11 protein-coding genes and 1 pseudogene are annotated in these 17329 nt (G+C 36.1%); 7 read left to right on the top strand and 5 right to left on the bottom strand.

What is annotated here, in order from left to right:
- The 5 genes and pseudogenes from RM553_RS04915 to RM553_RS04935 all read left to right on the top strand — a co-directional run.
- Nucleotides 1–448, top strand: a pseudogene (locus tag RM553_RS04915) (IS21 family transposase); the annotation flags it as partial.
- A 22-nt stretch (nt 449–470) separates the two neighbouring features.
- Nucleotides 471–1190, top strand: coding sequence for an IS21-like element helper ATPase IstB (gene istB / locus RM553_RS04920; RefSeq protein ID WP_311533843.1), 720 nt, complete (start codon nt 471–473; stop codon nt 1188–1190).
- Between the two features lie 249 nt (nt 1191–1439).
- On the top strand, nt 1440–2291 hold the full coding sequence (locus RM553_RS04925; protein ID WP_311533844.1) for a DUF4007 family protein: 852 nt from the start codon (nt 1440–1442) through the stop codon (nt 2289–2291).
- Nucleotides 2281–5469, top strand: coding sequence for a hypothetical protein (locus RM553_RS04930; RefSeq protein WP_311533845.1), 3189 nt, complete (start codon nt 2281–2283; stop codon nt 5467–5469). The genes RM553_RS04925 and RM553_RS04930 overlap by 11 nt, the downstream gene beginning before the upstream one ends.
- The gene (locus RM553_RS04935; RefSeq protein ID WP_311533846.1) at nt 5462–6601 is read left to right on the top strand and encodes a phosphoadenosine phosphosulfate reductase family protein; all 1140 of its coding nucleotides are present in this window, start codon (nt 5462–5464) and stop codon (nt 6599–6601) included. The genes RM553_RS04930 and RM553_RS04935 overlap by 8 nt, the downstream gene beginning before the upstream one ends.
- A gap of 14 nt (nt 6602–6615) precedes the next feature.
- Here the strand turns inward: RM553_RS04935 and RM553_RS04940 are convergent, their stop codons facing one another.
- From RM553_RS04940 to RM553_RS04960, 5 genes are all read right to left on the bottom strand, one after another.
- The gene (locus tag RM553_RS04940; RefSeq protein ID WP_311533847.1) at nt 6616–7860 is read right to left on the bottom strand and encodes a DNA sulfur modification protein DndB; all 1245 of its coding nucleotides are present in this window, start codon (nt 7858–7860) and stop codon (nt 6616–6618) included.
- A 1-nt stretch (nt 7861) separates the two neighbouring features.
- On the bottom strand, nt 7862–8386 hold the full coding sequence (locus RM553_RS04945; RefSeq protein ID WP_311533848.1) for a hypothetical protein: 525 nt from the start codon (nt 8384–8386) through the stop codon (nt 7862–7864).
- A gap of 11 nt (nt 8387–8397) precedes the next feature.
- The gene (locus RM553_RS04950; RefSeq protein WP_311533849.1) at nt 8398–10896 is read right to left on the bottom strand and encodes a hypothetical protein; all 2499 of its coding nucleotides are present in this window, start codon (nt 10894–10896) and stop codon (nt 8398–8400) included.
- Nucleotides 10897–11399: 503 nt separating this feature from the next.
- Nucleotides 11400–11537 (bottom strand): hypothetical protein, encoded by a 138-nt coding sequence (locus tag RM553_RS04955; protein WP_311533850.1) that lies wholly within the window; start codon nt 11535–11537, stop codon nt 11400–11402.
- A gap of 365 nt (nt 11538–11902) precedes the next feature.
- Nucleotides 11903–12163: a helix-turn-helix domain-containing protein gene (locus RM553_RS04960; protein ID WP_311533851.1), complete on the bottom strand. Its 261-nt coding sequence runs from the start codon at nt 12161–12163 to the stop codon at nt 11903–11905.
- 729 nt (nt 12164–12892) lie between these two features.
- Here RM553_RS04960 and RM553_RS04965 point away from each other — a divergent pair.
- Both RM553_RS04965 and RM553_RS04970 read left to right on the top strand, forming a co-directional pair.
- Entirely contained in the window at nt 12893–15913 is a 3021-nt protein-coding gene (locus tag RM553_RS04965) for a SusC/RagA family TonB-linked outer membrane protein (RefSeq protein ID WP_311533852.1), read from the top strand.
- A gap of 12 nt (nt 15914–15925) precedes the next feature.
- A complete protein-coding gene (locus tag RM553_RS04970) occupies nt 15926–17329 on the top strand; it encodes a RagB/SusD family nutrient uptake outer membrane protein (RefSeq protein ID WP_311533853.1) in 1404 nt (467 codons plus the stop codon).

Here is a 17329-nt window from a genome sequence, read left to right on the forward strand (position 1 = left end):
CATCTACACCCGGTCACTGGTGAGAATCTATCATAAAGCAAGACTTATCGCCAATCATCCGCGGAACCATAAAAAAGGAGGTTATACCACCCGAAAAGAACATCTTTGTTCCCATCATCAGTATTATAAAGAGCGTAGTCCCACTTATTACCTGCAACGCGGATATAATCACTCTGAGGAACTTTACCGGTACATGGAGGCTTTGTTCAAGCAGGATAAATATCCCGAGCAGCTTTATAAAACCTGTGACGGCATATTGAACCTGTCCCGTAAAACCCATAGGGAAAGCTTTATAAAAGCCTGTGGAATCGCCCTGGGCCACCGGCAGTACTCTTACCGGTTCTTAAAGCAGGTACTGGAGAACCGTATGACCGACTATCAAGAGGAACCAATGGTAAAATCCCTGCCCACTCATGGGAATATCCGGGGAGCCTCTTCTTACAAATAAGTAACTATTAAAATTAAATCATATGAACATTATTGAAAATCAATTATCACAACTTCGTCTGGCCGGAATGTACCGCAGCTGGAAAGCTATGGTAGAAACCCGGCAACATCACGAGCTATCCTTTGGAGAAGGCTTAGAAGTATTGTTGCAGGCCGAAGCTGAAGAGCGCACTCATCGGCGTTTTGAACGCCTAAAGAAAAGTGCCCGGTTCAGGTATCAGGCCACGGTAGAAGAATTAAACCTGGAAGCTTCCCGGGGAATCAATAAGGATCAGATCACTGAACTGGCTACCGGAACCTACCTGGAAAAAGGAGAATCGGTATTGATTACCGGGGCCACGGGTTGCGGAAAAAGCTTCCTTGCTTCGGCTTTAGGACATCAGGCCTGTAGCCAGGGCAATAAGGTGCTTTACTTCAATACCCAAAAATTACTGATGAAGACCAAAATGACCCGTATTGATGGAAGCTTCCTGAAATTCTTTGATAAACTGGCAAAAGCCCATTTACTCATCCTGGATGATTTTGGGTTGGCCCATCTGGACAAAAAACAACAAATGGATCTGATGGAAATTATTGAAGACAGGCACGGAAAATCTTCAACCATTATTGCCAGCCAATTACCGGTGGGAAGCTGGTATGATATTATCGGAGAAGCCACCATTGCCGACGCTATTTTAGACCGATTGGTACACACCTCACATCGAATAGAACTCAAAGGGGAAAGTCTAAGAAAAAAACTGTAATATTGTCATTAACTTATCTTTTTGACCAAAATCTCTAGAGGGGTCAGTATGGCCTGAATGGGGGGTCAGCATCACCTGAATATCCACCGAATCCCGGGTGTGCCTGTAATTGCTTTGTGAGCTGTAAAAATACTGCTGTAGGAATTTTATATAAAGGCTTTTCTATTTTTGTTTATAGTTCATAAAAATTAATAACTAAGAGTGCTTCATCTTAATACCTAACTTATAAACATATAGTTTTGTGAAACTATGACAGACAAGATGACTTTTTCAGGCCACGACACCTTTCATTGCCGTTTATTTTGGTTAAAGAAGGGCTATGATTATGTGTCCAGCGGCGATAGCTTTAGAGATAATTCAGGAGTTGAATTAGGTGTAGGTAGAAACATGGTGAATTCCATAAGATTTTATCTAAAAGCTTTTGGAATAATTGATCAGGAGAAAAAAATTAATCCTTTATTTGATGAGCTTTTTAAGTCTAAAGGTTGGGATCCATTTCTGGAAAATGAAGCGACCCTTTATTTACTTCATTATTTCTTATGCGCAGAAAATTACTCAAGTAGTTATAATATAATATTCAGAGAGTTAAGAAAAATTAAACCCGAATTTAGCAGGTCGCATTTTGTAAACCTAGTTCAAGAAAAGGATCCATCCCAAAATCAGAAAATCTTAGAAAAGGATTTTTCTGTATTTCTCAGAAATTATTCTGTTTCAAAATCTGATAAAATTAAAGAAGAAGGTTATAGCGGTATCTTGAGTGAATTATCGCTTCTTCATGAAATAGGTAAGAATAAAAAAGGTGATCCTTTATATAGAATTGAGAACAAGAATCAAGAAGACGTACCTTATCAAGTAATTCTTTATTGCATCTTAATAAATCTGAATTATGGTGATTCCATCAGTTTCAATAGCCTTTATTCTGACGAAAAAGGTTTAGGAAATATATTCTGTTTAGATCAGGATGTTTTGGAAGAGAAGTTAATTGAAATTTCACAAGCATACGATTTTGTTACTTACAATAGTGAAGCAGGAGTAAAAGAGATTCAATTTAAAAACAAACCAGAAGGTTTAGAAATTTTGAGAGCATACTATGAAAACTAGTTTTTCACCATCAGTTAATATTATTAGGGATGATCATGCTAAACTAGATTATCATGTAACTCCCAATGGAACAAAAACAGTTGAAACTATTTTTTCAAATTTCCATAGGGGTATACACTCTTTTAATATTATTGGCTCCTTCGGGACTGGGAAATCGGCTTTTTTATGGGCGTTGGAAAAATCATTGAAAGGAGATGAAGATTATTTTAAAACAGAATTTAATGGGAATTCTCAAGTATTAAAGTTTGTCGGAGAATATAATTCTTTGAAGACTATACTCAATGAGGAGTTTGAAGTGACTGAGGATTTTTCTAGTAATCAGAAATTATTTGTTTCAATTTTTCAACGATATAAGCTAGTAGAGAAAAACAATGGAATTCTGATATTACTTATAGATGAATTTGGAAAATTCCTTGAATATGCTTCCCGGAACAATCCAGAAAAGGAGGTCTATTTTTTCCAAAAACTAGCTGAATTTGTAAATCAGCCGGAACATAAAATTCTGCTTATTACATCTATTCATCAAACGTTCGAATCGTATGGCTTCCAACTTAACAAAGAAAACAGAGATGAATGGAAAAAGGTTAGAGGGCGTTTTAAAGATTTAACCTTTAATGAACCCGTAGAACAATTACTTTTTCTTGCTTCAAAATTTTTAGAAGGGAAACAAGCTTCTTCGAAAACAAATGAGTTAGAAATAAAGCTTATCTCTGAATTTTCTCTATTTAAAGTTAATGGGGAATTTCTAAAGAAAATTTCTTCCGATTTAGGTAACTTAGTTCCTATTAGTGCCTACACCATAGCAATTGCACTTCAGAAGTATGGTCAAAATGAAAGATCATTATTTACCTTTCTGCAATCTATTAAATTCTCTGAAATTCAAGGTTCAGCTGGAAGTTTCAAATTACCTCTGGTCTATGACTATCTCTATGAGGAGTTTTATAACTTGTTGAATGATAAATCCAATCCTGATTATGCGAAATGGTCAGCTACGAAAAATGCTATAGAAAGAGCAGAGGTAGCTTCAAATATTGAAATAAATTTAGCAGAAGAAATATTAAAAACCCTAGGGTTACTCGCCATTTTCTCTCGAAAGGGTTCAATGCTAAACTTAGAATTTTTTCAATCTTATTTTTCGGATGGTCAAAGTGCCAAGGTTGAAGAAGTTGTTCAACACCTTGTAAATCATAAGATTTTGCGATTTAGCAGGTTCGATAGCTCCTATAAATTTACTGAAGGGACAGATTTAGATATTGAAGGGGCAATAAGATCTGCCGAAAATAAAATCGATTATTCAGTAGATATCCTTGGGAAGTTAAAAGCCCATTTTGATTTTCCAATTATTACAGCAAAATCAGCGACCTATCTAACAGGCACACCGAGGCTTTTTCAATTCAAACTTACCGATAGGGCAATACATGAAATTCCCGAAGATGAAATTGATGGGTTTGTCAATTTAATATTTAGTGAGGACAAAATTGATGACGATGAATTGGTAGAATTTTCTAATGGTAAACCTATTCTGTATGGTTACTTTTTAAATATTTCAGGCATTTTTGAAAATATACTAGAAATTGAGAAAACAAATAGAGTTCTGAAGGATATGCAAGACGAAAATGACCGTGTTGCAATAAAGGAATTAAAGTCTATCATAAAACACCGGGAGAGTCTTTTAAGCCATTATGTGATGGATAGCTTGTATTCTGATAAAGTTAAATGGTTTTCTAATGGATCTCCGGTGAAGATTCAGAATAAAAGAGAATTTAATCAGGTATTATCAAGGATTAGTAATACTATTTATTATCAATCTCCGGTAATTCAGAATGAATTGATAAACAGGCATAAAGTTTCTGGTTCAATATCTAGTGCACGTAAAAACCTATGGCGAGCTTTAGTGAACAATTATGATCAGGAGGATTTAGGTTTTGATGATTCAAAATGGCCTGCTGAAAAAACTATCTATTATACTCTATTTAAAAATACACGAATTCATCGTCAGGAAAATGGACGATATAACCTTTTTGCTCCTGCAATTCCAGAGTTTGAAGGGTTATGGCAGGAAAGTATGAATTTTTTAAATGAGGCCCGGGAAACTCGTAAAAGTTTGCTTTCGTTTATTGAGCGATTAGAAAAAGCGCCTTTTAAATTAAAGAGAGGGGTTACAGAATTCTGGATACCTACTTTTCTTTATATTAAAAGAGGTGATTTTGCATTATATGGCGATCAGGGGTTCGTGCCATATATTGATGAGAATATCCTTTATATGATGACTCGAAATCCTAAAGAGTTCTATATTAAAAGTTTTGAACTGAATAATCTAAGACTTAACTTATTCAATAAATATAGGGATTTCTTACAACAAGAGAATAAAGAAAAAATAGATACTAATTCCTTTATTGAAAGTATCCGGCCTTTGCTTATTTTCTATAGAGACCTTACTGATTACTCTCAGAAAACAACCACAATATCTTCTGAGGCTACTAAGTTACGGGAGGCTATAAGCATGGCTAAGGATCCAGAAAAGACTTTCTTCGAAGACTTTCCCGAAGCTTTAGGATATAGTTTGAAAGAATTGGCTTCAGATGATAACTTATTTGAAGATTATATTATTGATTTTCAGAATAAAGTACAGGAAATCAAAAGTTCATTTTCTGAACTGTTAAACAGGTTTGAAATTTTTATCACTGATGAAGTAATTGGAAAAAGAGTTCAGTTTCCAGAATATAAAGATATTCTTCAAAGACGTTTTGAGAGCGTCAAGGAACATGAGGCTCTGACCAAACATAAAATATTCCTGCTTAGGTTAAACTCAAAACTGGACGATCGAGATAGTTTTCTAATTTCTTTAGGACAAGCGTTGATAGGTAAATCTCTTAATCAAATTAAGGATAGTGACGAAAGGTTACTTAAGGATAAGATGGTAGCTATAACTAGAGAATTAGATAATCTAGTTGATCTAAATAAGGTAGAGACTAATGAGGATGAATTTTTAATTAAGCTGGAGTTGACTACGAAAGAAGAAGGTGGCAAGGAAGAAATTGTAAGGTTGCCTAAGAATCAAGCCGTTGAAATGGAAAAATTAATCTCGAAGTTTTCTAATGAGCTTAATTCCTATAAAAACCTTAAATTGCCAGTATTAGTTTCACTTCTTCAAAGAGAACTAAGAAAGAATGAGTAAACCAAGACATGTTTTAGGAATATCTGGAGGTAAAGATAGCGCTGCTTTGGCTATCTATTTGAATGATAGATACCCAAATATAAATTTCGAATATTATTTCTGTGATACAGGTAAGGAATTAGATGAAACCTATCAGCTTATTGAAAGGCTTGAGTCCTATTTGGGAAAGAAAGTTTTGAAGCTGGAAAATGAAGAGTTGAAAAGTTCTAATGAAGATCCTTTCGATTATTATTACAAATCTTTTAGAGGATATTTACCTTCACCTCAGGCCAGATGGTGTACTGCGATGATGAAATTAAAGCCTTTTGAAAATTTTGTCAAGAAAGATCCTGCTATATCCTATGTCGGAATTCGTGGAGATGAAGAAAGAGAAGGCTATATTTCCAGGGAAGCTAATATCCAATCCATTTTTCCTTTCAGAAGGAATATTTGGAGTAATGATGTGCTTACCAGATTCTTTAATCCCGAAAACGAAAAAGCTGTAGCCGATTATTTCAAAAACTATTATAACGGTAAACGTTATGATAGGCAATTGGATATTTTAGCTGAACCAATAGACTTCAATAGAAATAATAAGACTGCCACTGAGAAAGCCTTAAAGCAAAAAATCAACCGTTCCTTAGATATTGGAATACCAGAATTTAATAGAACTGTTTTTGAATTTTTAAAGACAACCGAATATCCCTTAGCAACCGAATTGGATTTTGAATTATTGGATAATGAGGATGTTTTAATAAGAGATGACATCTTTAGAATTCTTAGGGAATCTGGTGTTGGTGTGCCGGAATATTATAATAAAATTGAATTTGAAGTTGACGGTGAAAAAGGAGAGTACGCTCGTAGCCGCTCTGGTTGTTTCTTTTGTTTTTTCCAGCAGAAAATAGAATGGATCTGGCTTTATGAGCAACATCCCGAATTGTTTAAAAAAGCCATGCAATATGAGAATGAAGATGAATTATTTACCTGGGTTCCTAACGAGTCTTTAGCCGAACTTATAAAACCGGAAAGAGTAAAACAAATTAAAAAAGGTCATATCGACCGCTCTAATAGAAAAAAATCGAAATCCTCCCCGTACCTCCTTGATATTTTAGAAGGAACAGAAAGAGATGGATGTAATACTTGTTTTTTATGATTATTATTATTCTTTCAACTTAATTCTAGAGTAGGAATAGAATCTAATATCAATTTAATTTCTTTAGGGTCCTCAATACCTAATTTCGAGGCATAATTGTCTTTCAACTTTTCAATTTCTTTTTGAGTTAGAATAGTTGAGTCATATATGTATAATAGTAAAAGATATGTAACCGTCCCGGCATTCATAAGCATTTTTTTTCGGACATCATCCCACAGGACCCTTGTCCAAGGCTCTTCAGCAATATCTAAATTTGCTTTGTTGAAATTTGTGAATATTTCATCAAAGGTTTCTTCTCCAGCTTCTTTAATGCGCAAGACCGCCTTACAAAATGGTAAAATACCAATCGGTCGAAATAAAAGATTACCTCCAGTTTGGGAATCCCGAGGAATTCTTTCATTGTTTAAAAATTCTTTGACGGCAGATAAATGGGCACTGAAGTTTGTCCAAAAATGTAAATAAAATGTATAATAATCTTTAATTGTATCTTGATCTGGCCGAAATTTTAAAAATTCTTCTATCCTATTTTTAGAGGGCTTCAATCCTGTCTTTTGAAAGTAATGAAATTTACAGATCTCAAGATTAACTTGGTAAAGTGTAATAATAGATGTGAACGCCTTCTTATTGCTACTTGGAATTGATTTTGATTTTATGTCTACTATTTTTTCCTCATTAAATAATTTAAATTTTTCAATTAACCTTCTAGTCAAAATTGCGACAATATCATCTTCATCTAGTGCAATTATATCACGTAAAGAAACCGGCTTTGCATATCGGTTGAGTGTTGTAAACAATCTCCGTGTTCTTTTTTTTAGTTGAGGTTCCTCACTGTGTCCTATAAAAATTACTCCAATTTCATTATTAGCCATTTTAGGCTTTGCCTTTATGGCTTCTTTAATTCCTTCTACCCGATGCTGTCCATCCACTGGGAAAATTTTGTGTTTTCCTGGAAAATCTAATAATCCTATTTTAAATGTTTCTTTATTATCATATTTAACTTCTATTTCCTGCCATTTTGGATAGTCATTATATACAGCCAAAACTAAAGAGTTAAAGAACATTTCTGGTTGATTTAGTATGTATTCTTTAATGCTTAGATAATTATCCGTTATACTTCTCTGTATTAAATCTTGAAGTACCTCAGATTCATGAAGTTCTTCATCGACTTTAGATACATGGTCACTTACTTGCTGGAAAGTTAAGGAGGTTACGTAGTAAGTCCATTCTCCTATTTTTGATCTAATTGCTGGAATTTTCATATTAAAATGCTGCTATTGCCTGTTTAATTTCTTGATCTGGTATTTCAGTATTGAAAGGAAGGAGTAGTGAATTAATTAATTTTTTTTCGTAATCTATAATATTTTCATTTTCCTCTAATGGAATAAAGCTTAAGTATAAATCCGGCGCCCAATATTTAAACATTTTGGTAATCAAAGGTCTTTCATTATCTCGAGCAAACTTATTGCGATATTCCCGAACTCTTTTCCTCAAATTTTGTCCCTCAGAAAATTGAGCTCTTCCTATATAAACTGGATAATCGGTAATTCCGGTCAAAATTTTACATTTGATCGAGAACATATATAGACCACCTGTATTATTAGGTACCTGAGTTATATGCTCATTAAAATCATCTCCTGAATCATTTAAAAATTTAATTGTTGTCCATTTATCAATAGATAAATCTAAAGCCGATAAATCATATTTTGACCATAAGGGTTGATATAGTTTATAACAAATCCTTCTATTATTTATCTTTTCACCTAATTCAAATGCTTCGTATTTCATAAACTTTTCAATTATTCTCCAATCCCCTGCATCATTTCTTCCATACCCCCAAAATTAAGTATAAAGACGGAATAGTAATGGTCAAAAAGATCTTTCAAATAAGTGCCTAAATCGACTTCGTCATAATCTTCTCGACCTTCTATTTTTTGAGAAATTTGATATCCTCTATTCTTAGTTATCATATACAGGAATAAGGTATGGAAGTAAACAGAAGTGTAATATTTACGATTAGCAATATCTAATTGTTCCAGATTAGGGTTTTTATATTTTGCTTTAAAGTTCATAAGAACACTACTGTCCATATTAACAAAAATCCTTTCTAAGGAGTCATCTCCCTTAGAATCTGGAACCATAACTGTAAAATAATCCATCGTCATGGTAGTAGCCGTTTCTACATCCTCCCAAGAGACGGCATCTTTTTGCTCATCAGATTTTTTTTCATAAGCAAATAATAATTGAGGAAGTCCAAGGTTTTCAGTATCATCGCCCTCTTTAGGAACCTTAGCTTTAGGAGCTTCTTTATCTGCTATTATCACCCAAAACATTTCGTTGAACTCCTTGCCAGGCGCAGTAAGATCCACTTTCATTTGAACTGCATCTCCTACTTTTAGATTTTCCTTAGGGTTAAGAGCAATTTTTATAGTTCCTTTATTCGGGCTGCTTTTTACTATGTTAAATATCTCAGTCGGATCCTTTGGTTTTCCAGGTTTATTGCCACCTTCAGAATCATTACTTTTAATATCTAATACAGAAATTTTTAATTCCCCTGGTTCATCAGTTCTATCAAAATATTCATTCTCCACATCGGTAGAAAATTTGATTGATTTTTCTCCATTCAAAGGGATTTTAGCCACTACATCGGAACCATTTTTTCCACTTACTTTAAACAAGGATGGGAACCTTTCAGGTTTAAAGGGAGCTTCCTGAGTTTCAGATTTTTTAGGTTTTTTACCACCTTTCGGTTTATTTTTTTGATCCTTCAAGTCTAATTTAAAGGTTTTACCTAGCAGTTTCATTAGATCAGAATCTAATGGCATGTTCTTGGTAAAATTCTTAAGAAGATCACTCGTATTTGACGATGTATCAATATCAACTGCTTGCTTCCTTCTTTTCTCAATTTCTGCTAATCGACCATCCTTTTTACTAAGCTGCTTCGCTAAATAATGTCTAAGGAATTGAGTTTCATCTCCATCTTTGAGCCTGTCTCTAGAAGCCATAAACAGCTCTTTCTGGAAGTTATAATCAAATTCAGTACAGTCAACGTGTATAAGTAAGTGGCTTTTTAGAAGATTTAACTTCAGGGATCTAGTAATAAATTCAGAGGTATAATGGCCATGGACCTGTCCATTCAAGGAAAACAGGACTGCCATAGAGTTTTTGAAGTATCTTTTCTGAATTACCTCCTTAGTTTTTTTAAGGTCATAATCCTTGACCTTAGTTTTGAAAACAAAACAGGAAACTTTCATTCTTCCGAATTTTTCATCTTCAAAAACCTCGGAAAATTTATCTTCTAAATACTCCCCTTCCTCATTTTGGAGTCTTCTCTTTAGACCAAATAGGTCATTAACCAGAACATTGTTATTTGGATATCTTTCAGCAGTATCCTTTGTTAAAATTGGTAATGCAGGATTGAATAAATACTCATTCACACTTTGGTTTAGATCCTGAGCAAACCCTGAGTAGCCTTTAGGAAATTGATATGAGAACATTTTAATAATAGATCCGGTTTTGAATTTCCTCTCGTCAAGACCAAGATCTAATTGGTCTATAGGGAACGATGGAATTTTACCATCAACCATAAGATATTCATACCATGTTTCCTTTGTGTGATCGCTTTCTCGTTTGGGATGTTCCCTTATTAATGTAAATCCAAAATCACCAGTGCTGTTATATTTTTTTGAAGCGATTAGTTGATATCTGTTTTTTCCGCAGAAAACAATAGATCCGCTTCCGCCCATATTATATTTACCTTGAACAAAGTGAACATCATTTTTGTTTCCTCTTACAAGAGATAAAAATGTATTTTCAAAATCTTCCGGATGCTGGCCTTCTCCGTTATCATAAACTATAACAGAAGTGTCATAACCTTTATTTTTTCGCGGACCTTTACCGTCTGCAATAATTTGGATTTCCTGCGCTTGAGCACGTCTTTGAGAATTTAAATCCCAATTGTTATCGGGATAAAATCTTTCAAGTGCTTCAGTCATAGATTGTGGGGCACTTTTATCTTTCGGATTACAACCTGATTCGTAGCACTTTTTGGTAAGTAGAGCATCAATGGAGTTTGTCACTTTTTCGATTAAAGCGGCAATTGGGTTAGATTGTTGATTTTTAACAATACCATAATTGCTCATATTACTACCTAGCGGTTTCCAGTTTTTATCATTGAAAATTGCTATAAATTCTTTGATTACTTCGTTGAGGTCTTCCTCATCTTTAGCATGATAAATTTTAAAAAATAAATCTCTATAAGAAAAAGATTCTGCAGAATCTCCAAAAAGATTGGCCATATATGATTTTTTTGGTTTTTGCTATAAAAAAATCTTGTAGGGAAGTTCGGTGAATTTAAAAAATTTATATCGGATGTAATTAAATTCTTTTCTAGAAAACATTTAAGCTTCCAATGGTCCTAAACCAGGGAGATATTCCAAAATATATCGTGATATAGTATATATTAAAGGAAGCAGTAAGAGGTTTAAATTATATGAATATAAGGTTTTGTAAGTCATTAAAGTATTTCTAATTTAGAATTACCCATCTTTCCTTGTTTCTAGATTTCCACTTTTTTAGAAAAGCCGGTAAATCGAAATTATCCTATGTTTTTAATAAACTATTTTTTAATTATTCTTGAAAATTGATTTGAGAAGTTAACGAACACTAACTCACAAAACCGCCCTAAATAATAACCTTCAAAATCTTTTACATCCTCGGAAACTCTTTTGAACTTAAGAACTTGTACAATTAAATACTTGTTATCATCATCAACTGTTAATTGAATTACTCCTTTTTCTCCTCATTGCTTGGTGTGCTTTAAATATGTGGTATCTTCATCAGGAAGAAGAGACCAGGTTTTTAAAGTTTTTTCTTCAATACTTTCAATTATTTCGTCCTTTAAGATGTTTGGATCAGGAGAATAAAAATGCAATTTCATATTTCAGTTTTTAAATATCCCAGCAATTTAGAGATTATCTCTTAAAATCTTTAACGGCTTTCCTGTACAAAAAGTAAGGTTTTACCATACTTCATTCCAAAATGAAAACCTTATGTCTTTATGATTCAACTCCTCCAAGGCCACGAACAATACGACTTGGTATTTGCAAAAGGAAAATTTAGATCCAACCATATGGAAGGAGGTAAACGGTTTACGAGCTCTAAAATTTTTTTGTAGAAATAGGGTATAAAGTGGCACGCAAAATACGGTGGGAAAAGTAAGTTTTAATTCAGGACGAACTAGCATCTAAAGTAATAGGGAGAATTACATGGATAAAGTTATTTGTTCTTATTTTACGTCTTCATTTACATATCAATTTTGAACTTCTTGATATCAAAATCAAAATTAAATAATTCCTTAGGTTCAACTTCTAACATGCTAGAAATTTTCAATATTGTTTCTATGGTTGGGTTTCCTTTTGCTTTTTCTAATTTATTATAATTACTAGCATCGAATGAAGAATGTGTTGCCACGTTGTCCATTGTCTCAAATTTCTCCTCTCTGATCCTATTTAAATTTGCAGAAAACTCTTTCATGTAGATGCGTAAAACCTCTTTGCTGTCCATACTATATTTACATTATGAACTCAAGGTGATTTTTTTTATAAAACTTTTCATGGTAATATATCACCATGAAAATATTTTTATTATATTTGACTGATAATAATATATTTGCGAAACTTCTTAAAGTAAAATATTAGAAGCATTCGCTTTGAGTCTCGATTCGAAAACTGGTAATTTTATGCAACGAGATGATAAGCAAAATGCTCACGACCCGGGCGTGAGTTTGCTTGTTGTTGCAGGGTATACCAGTACCTCGAATCGATAAGTTGAGCTTTCACGCCCATTTTGTATTTAGGCGCTTCCTGCTTAACTGCTTAAAGCTTTGTTTCTTCACATAAAGTTTCGCACTTAAACAAACCACAGCAACACATTTAAATGGCCAAAGCGGCCGGCGGTAGCTATTAATGGTTTCATTAATCCTGTTTGCGGGAACAGGGCAACCCAAATCAACAATCCCGTGGGTTATTGCGGCTATCCCTATAATGGCGGCAGTAGTTGGGTGGGAAGCCCCCTGCCCCCAATAGGGGGTAAGGCGGGTGGGCTAATTAAATTAAAAGACTATGGCTTTAGGGGCCGTAGGTGTTAACACAAAAAGATTGTTTATGAGAAGAAAGTTTGAATTGGCCTTTAGATAGGTGTTAAGCTAAAAAGCCTTCCCTCAAGATTGGCGTCTGAGTAGGGAAGGCCTAAGCTTAAGTAAAAGATCGTTTCACTTTAAAGCACAGCAAAATTATGAAAAATAATTACAAGCGCTGGAAGTTCCTGGCGTGGATAATTGTTGCCATTATTATCTACATACTGGCAGTGCCGGCACATGCGGCAACTATAATCACAAACCACACACCACAACAACAGCAAATTACCGGTACGGTAACGGGAGAAGACAACCTGCCGCTGCCCGGGGTAACCGTATCTGTAAAAGGAGAAGCCCGCGGTACGGTGACCAGTTTTGAAGGAGAATATTCGATTACCGCGGGGCAGGGGGAGACCCTGGTTTTTTCCTTCTTAGGATATAAAAAGCAGGAGATCCCGGTAGGGAACCAAACCAGGATCAATGTACAACTGGAGGAAGATGTAGATGCCCTGGACGCGGTAAAAATAAATGCCGGCTACTACAACACTACCAGAAGGGAAAGCACGGGAAATATCTCCCGCGTAACCGCAGAGGAAATAGAAAACCAGCCGGTGATAAGCCCCATCCAGGCCCTGCAGGGGAGAATGGCAGGGGTTGAGGTAACAGAACAGAACGGAGTGCCGGGAGCAGCCCCTACTATTCGCATCAGGGGGCAAAACAGTTTACGAAGTACACGTAATGATAATGGAAACCTGCCTTTATATATTATAGATGGAGTGCCGGTAAACTCTGCGGCCGTAAGTTCCATAAATCAATCTATAGCCCTAACAGGAACAGATCCTTTAAACGGGCTTGACCTATCGAATATTAAAACAATCGAAATCCTTAAAGATGCCGATGCCACGGCCATATACGGTTCCAGGGGAGCTAACGGGGTGGTATTGATAACTACAAAAAATGGAGGTTTCTATGGAGGTAAAGACCATATACAGTTTAACTTTTACAGCGGCATTAGCAGGGTTTCTCATTTTATAGACCTCCTTGATACCCGGGAATACCTTACTCTCAGGAGACAGGCTTTCGAGAACGATGGGGTGGAACCTACTAACGCAAACGCCAAAGATTTACTCCTGTGGGACCAGGATCGTTATACCAACTGGCAGGAGATCCTTTTCGGCAATTCGGCACCTACTCTTAATGCTGGTTTAAATTACTCCGGGGGTGGAGAAAATACCTCTTTCAACATAGGCGCATCTTACTTCAAACAGGGAAGTGTATTTCCCGGCGACTATTCGTTTGAAAAAAAGACGCTTCACTTAAGTTTGAACCATCAGTCCAACAATCAAAAATTTCGCACAAATCTTTCCTTAAATTATGGGGTTAATGATAATAATCTTTTTAGCAGTACTAATTTCGTTAGTACTGCTTTAAACCTGCCACCCAATGCGCCTGAAATTTACCGGGAGGACGGCAGTTTAAACTGGGAGAATTCTACCTGGAGTAATCCTTTGGCATCATTGCAAAGTGAAGGTAATTCCAGGGCTGATAATATTGTTGCCAATATAGGCCTGGAGTACCAGGTATTGAAAAATTTTACACTTAAAACAAATCTCGGTTATACTTACCTGGATAGTGAGGAGAACATCTTATTGCCAAAAGAAATTTACGACCCTGCCTTATGGGAGAGGGTATCCAATCGGTCTCAGCATTCCTTTATCTCGCGAAAATCCTGGATAGCAGAGCCCCAATTGGTTTATAATACTTCTATAAAAGAACATCATATTGATGCTTTAGTAGGAGCAACTTTTCAGCAAAGTGATAATTCCAGCCTTAGTATTAATGGTACTGGTTATACAAACAGGCATCTTATTGGTAATCTTGAAGCCGCAGATGCCGTAGCCACAACTCAGGATCGGGACCTGATGTATAAGTATAGTGCCATATTTGCAAGAATAGGATACAACTGGAACCAGACTTATTTCCTGAATTTGACAGGAAGAAGGGATGGCTCTTCCCGCTTTGGCCCAGATAACAGATTTGCCAATTTTGGTGCGGTAGGTGCCGCCTGGATCTTTTCAAATTATCAATTCACAAATAATAATTTTCCATTTATGAGTTTTGGAAAAATCCGCGGAAGTTACGGGATAACAGGCAATGATCAAATAGGCGATTATCGTTACCTGGATGCTTACGAATCTACACCAGGTCCGGGCGGGCTGTATCCTACACAACTCACTAATCCTTCCTTTTCCTGGGAAACCAACAAAAAGGTTGAAGCTGCCTTAGAACTGGGCTTTTTTCAGGATCGTATAAATTTGAATGTTAGCTGGTATAAAAACCGTTCTTCCAACCAATTGGTAGGGTATAACTTACCGGCAATTACCGGTTTCAATACGGTTGAAGCCAATCTTCCGGCTACCGTTCAAAATTCAGGTCTGGAAATAGAAGTTTCTGCACTTAATGTTAAAAATCAAAGATTTCAATGGAGGAGTTCGCTAAATCTAACAGTGCCTTCTAATAAATTGATCAGGTTTGAAGGAATTGAGCAAAGTCCTTACGCCAACACCTACCAGGTAGGAAAGCCTCTTGACCTTGCGATTTTATATCAGTTTGATGGGGTAAATCCTGAAACCGGACTGTTCCAGGTTGTAGATGTGAATCAGGATGGCATTTATGATTACAGTGACCGCGTAATTTCAAGTAACCTGGGAAGAAAGTTTTACGGAGGATTTAATAACCAGTTTAATTATCAAAATTTTTCACTGGGTTTCCTTTTTGAATTTGTAAAGCAGCAGGGGAATAAGATATATAATAGCGTTCCCGGCTTTATGGGAAATGTTTTCGAACAGGAAAAAAATGGCTGGACCCAGGAAAATCCAGGGGCAAATATGCAAAGAGCTTCCCAATCGATAAGTGCTTTGATTTCCTACATCAATGCTTATTCCAGCAACTACGGGTTAACAGATGCTTCCTATGTAAGGTTGAAAACACTCTCCTTGAGTTATAATTTTCCCGGGAAACTACTTGAAAAAGTGAACCTGGCGGGTGCCCAGTTGTTTATGCATGCCCAAAACCTCTTCACCGTCACGAATTATCAGGGTCTGGATCCCCAGAACCCGGGGGTAATCAGTCTGCCATCCCTGCAGACCATTACGGGCGGTATACAAGTCAATTTTTAAATAAAACTAATCATGAAGAAACATTCTATAATTTCGGGTATTTCTATACTTGCTGTTTGTGTGCTTATGCTTTCCTGCGAAGATTTTGTAGAGGTAGAGGTGCCGGACTATAAACTCACAAAGGAGGCGGTTTACGCTAATGATCAAACTGCACAAAGCGTGCTTAATGGTATATATAACCAGTTGTTCAATACCAGTTTTGCCAATGGAGGGAGCCAGTCCGTAACCTTTTTAGGTGGGCTTTCTGCTGATAATTTTAAGGTCACAACCACCACTCAGCAAATTGTGGAGTACTACCAAAATCAAATTACACCTACAAATAGCTATAACCTTACCCTGTGGGCCGGAGCCTACAATACCATTTATATGGTCAATGCAATGTTGGAAGGTATAGCGAATAATAGTTTGCTCTCCCGGGATCTGATAAACAGGATGGAGGGAAACGGAAAATTTATCAGGGCGTTCACCTATTTCTACCTGGTTAATTTATACGGTGATGTACCGTTACTTTTAGGTACCAATTATCAAAATAATGCTGCGGCATCCAGAACTTCTGCAGAAATTGTATATAATCAAATTCTAGAGGATTTAGAAGATGCGGAGACCCTATTGGAAGAAGATTATCCCGATAATGACCGTACACGACCTAACAAATTTGCTGTTTTATCCCTTCTGGCCAGGGTCCACCTTTTTCTTGGTAATTGGGAAGAAGCAGCGTTCTATAGTTCACAGGTTATCGCGGCAACAGAATATTACGCGCTCTTAAATCCGGATGAGGTGTTTCTGGCAAATAGTGGTGAGGCTATCTGGCAAATTTCACCTGTAGGATGGGGAAATAGTTTCACCCATACCAGGGAAGGAAATTTGTTTATCAAAAACCCAACTTCTAACACCCCGGTAGTCTTATCTTCAGGCTTTTTGAATTCATTTGATAATGCCGAGGACAAACGGAGACTGAACTGGGTGAATAACTTTGTCGACGAAGAGGATACCCTCTATTATCCCTATAAATACAAAATACAATATGATGCTTCGGGAGGACTAATCAGCGAGTATTCCATGGTACTACGTCTTGCGGAACAATACCTGATAAGGGCAGAAGCAAGAACCAGGTTAGGAAAATTCGCGGAAGCGGTAGAAGATATTAATGTTATCAGGTCCAGGGCGGGAATACCTCTTATAGAGGGATCGCAATCAACTGAAGAAAGTGAGTTGCTAGAAATTTTACTACAGGAACGGCGAAGGGAATTATTTGCAGAGTGGGGACACCGGTGGTTTGATTTACAACGCTTCGATAAATCGGAAATTTTAGCTAATAAGGATAATTCAAACTGGGCCCAGACCTCCGGCTTATTTCCTATTCCATCAACTGAGCGTATGAAAGATCCCAACCTAACCCAAAACCAGGGATATTAA

The sequence above is a fragment of the Autumnicola tepida genome (assembly GCF_031846485.1).
Taxonomy (GTDB): domain Bacteria; phylum Bacteroidota; class Bacteroidia; order Flavobacteriales; family Flavobacteriaceae; genus Autumnicola; species Autumnicola tepida.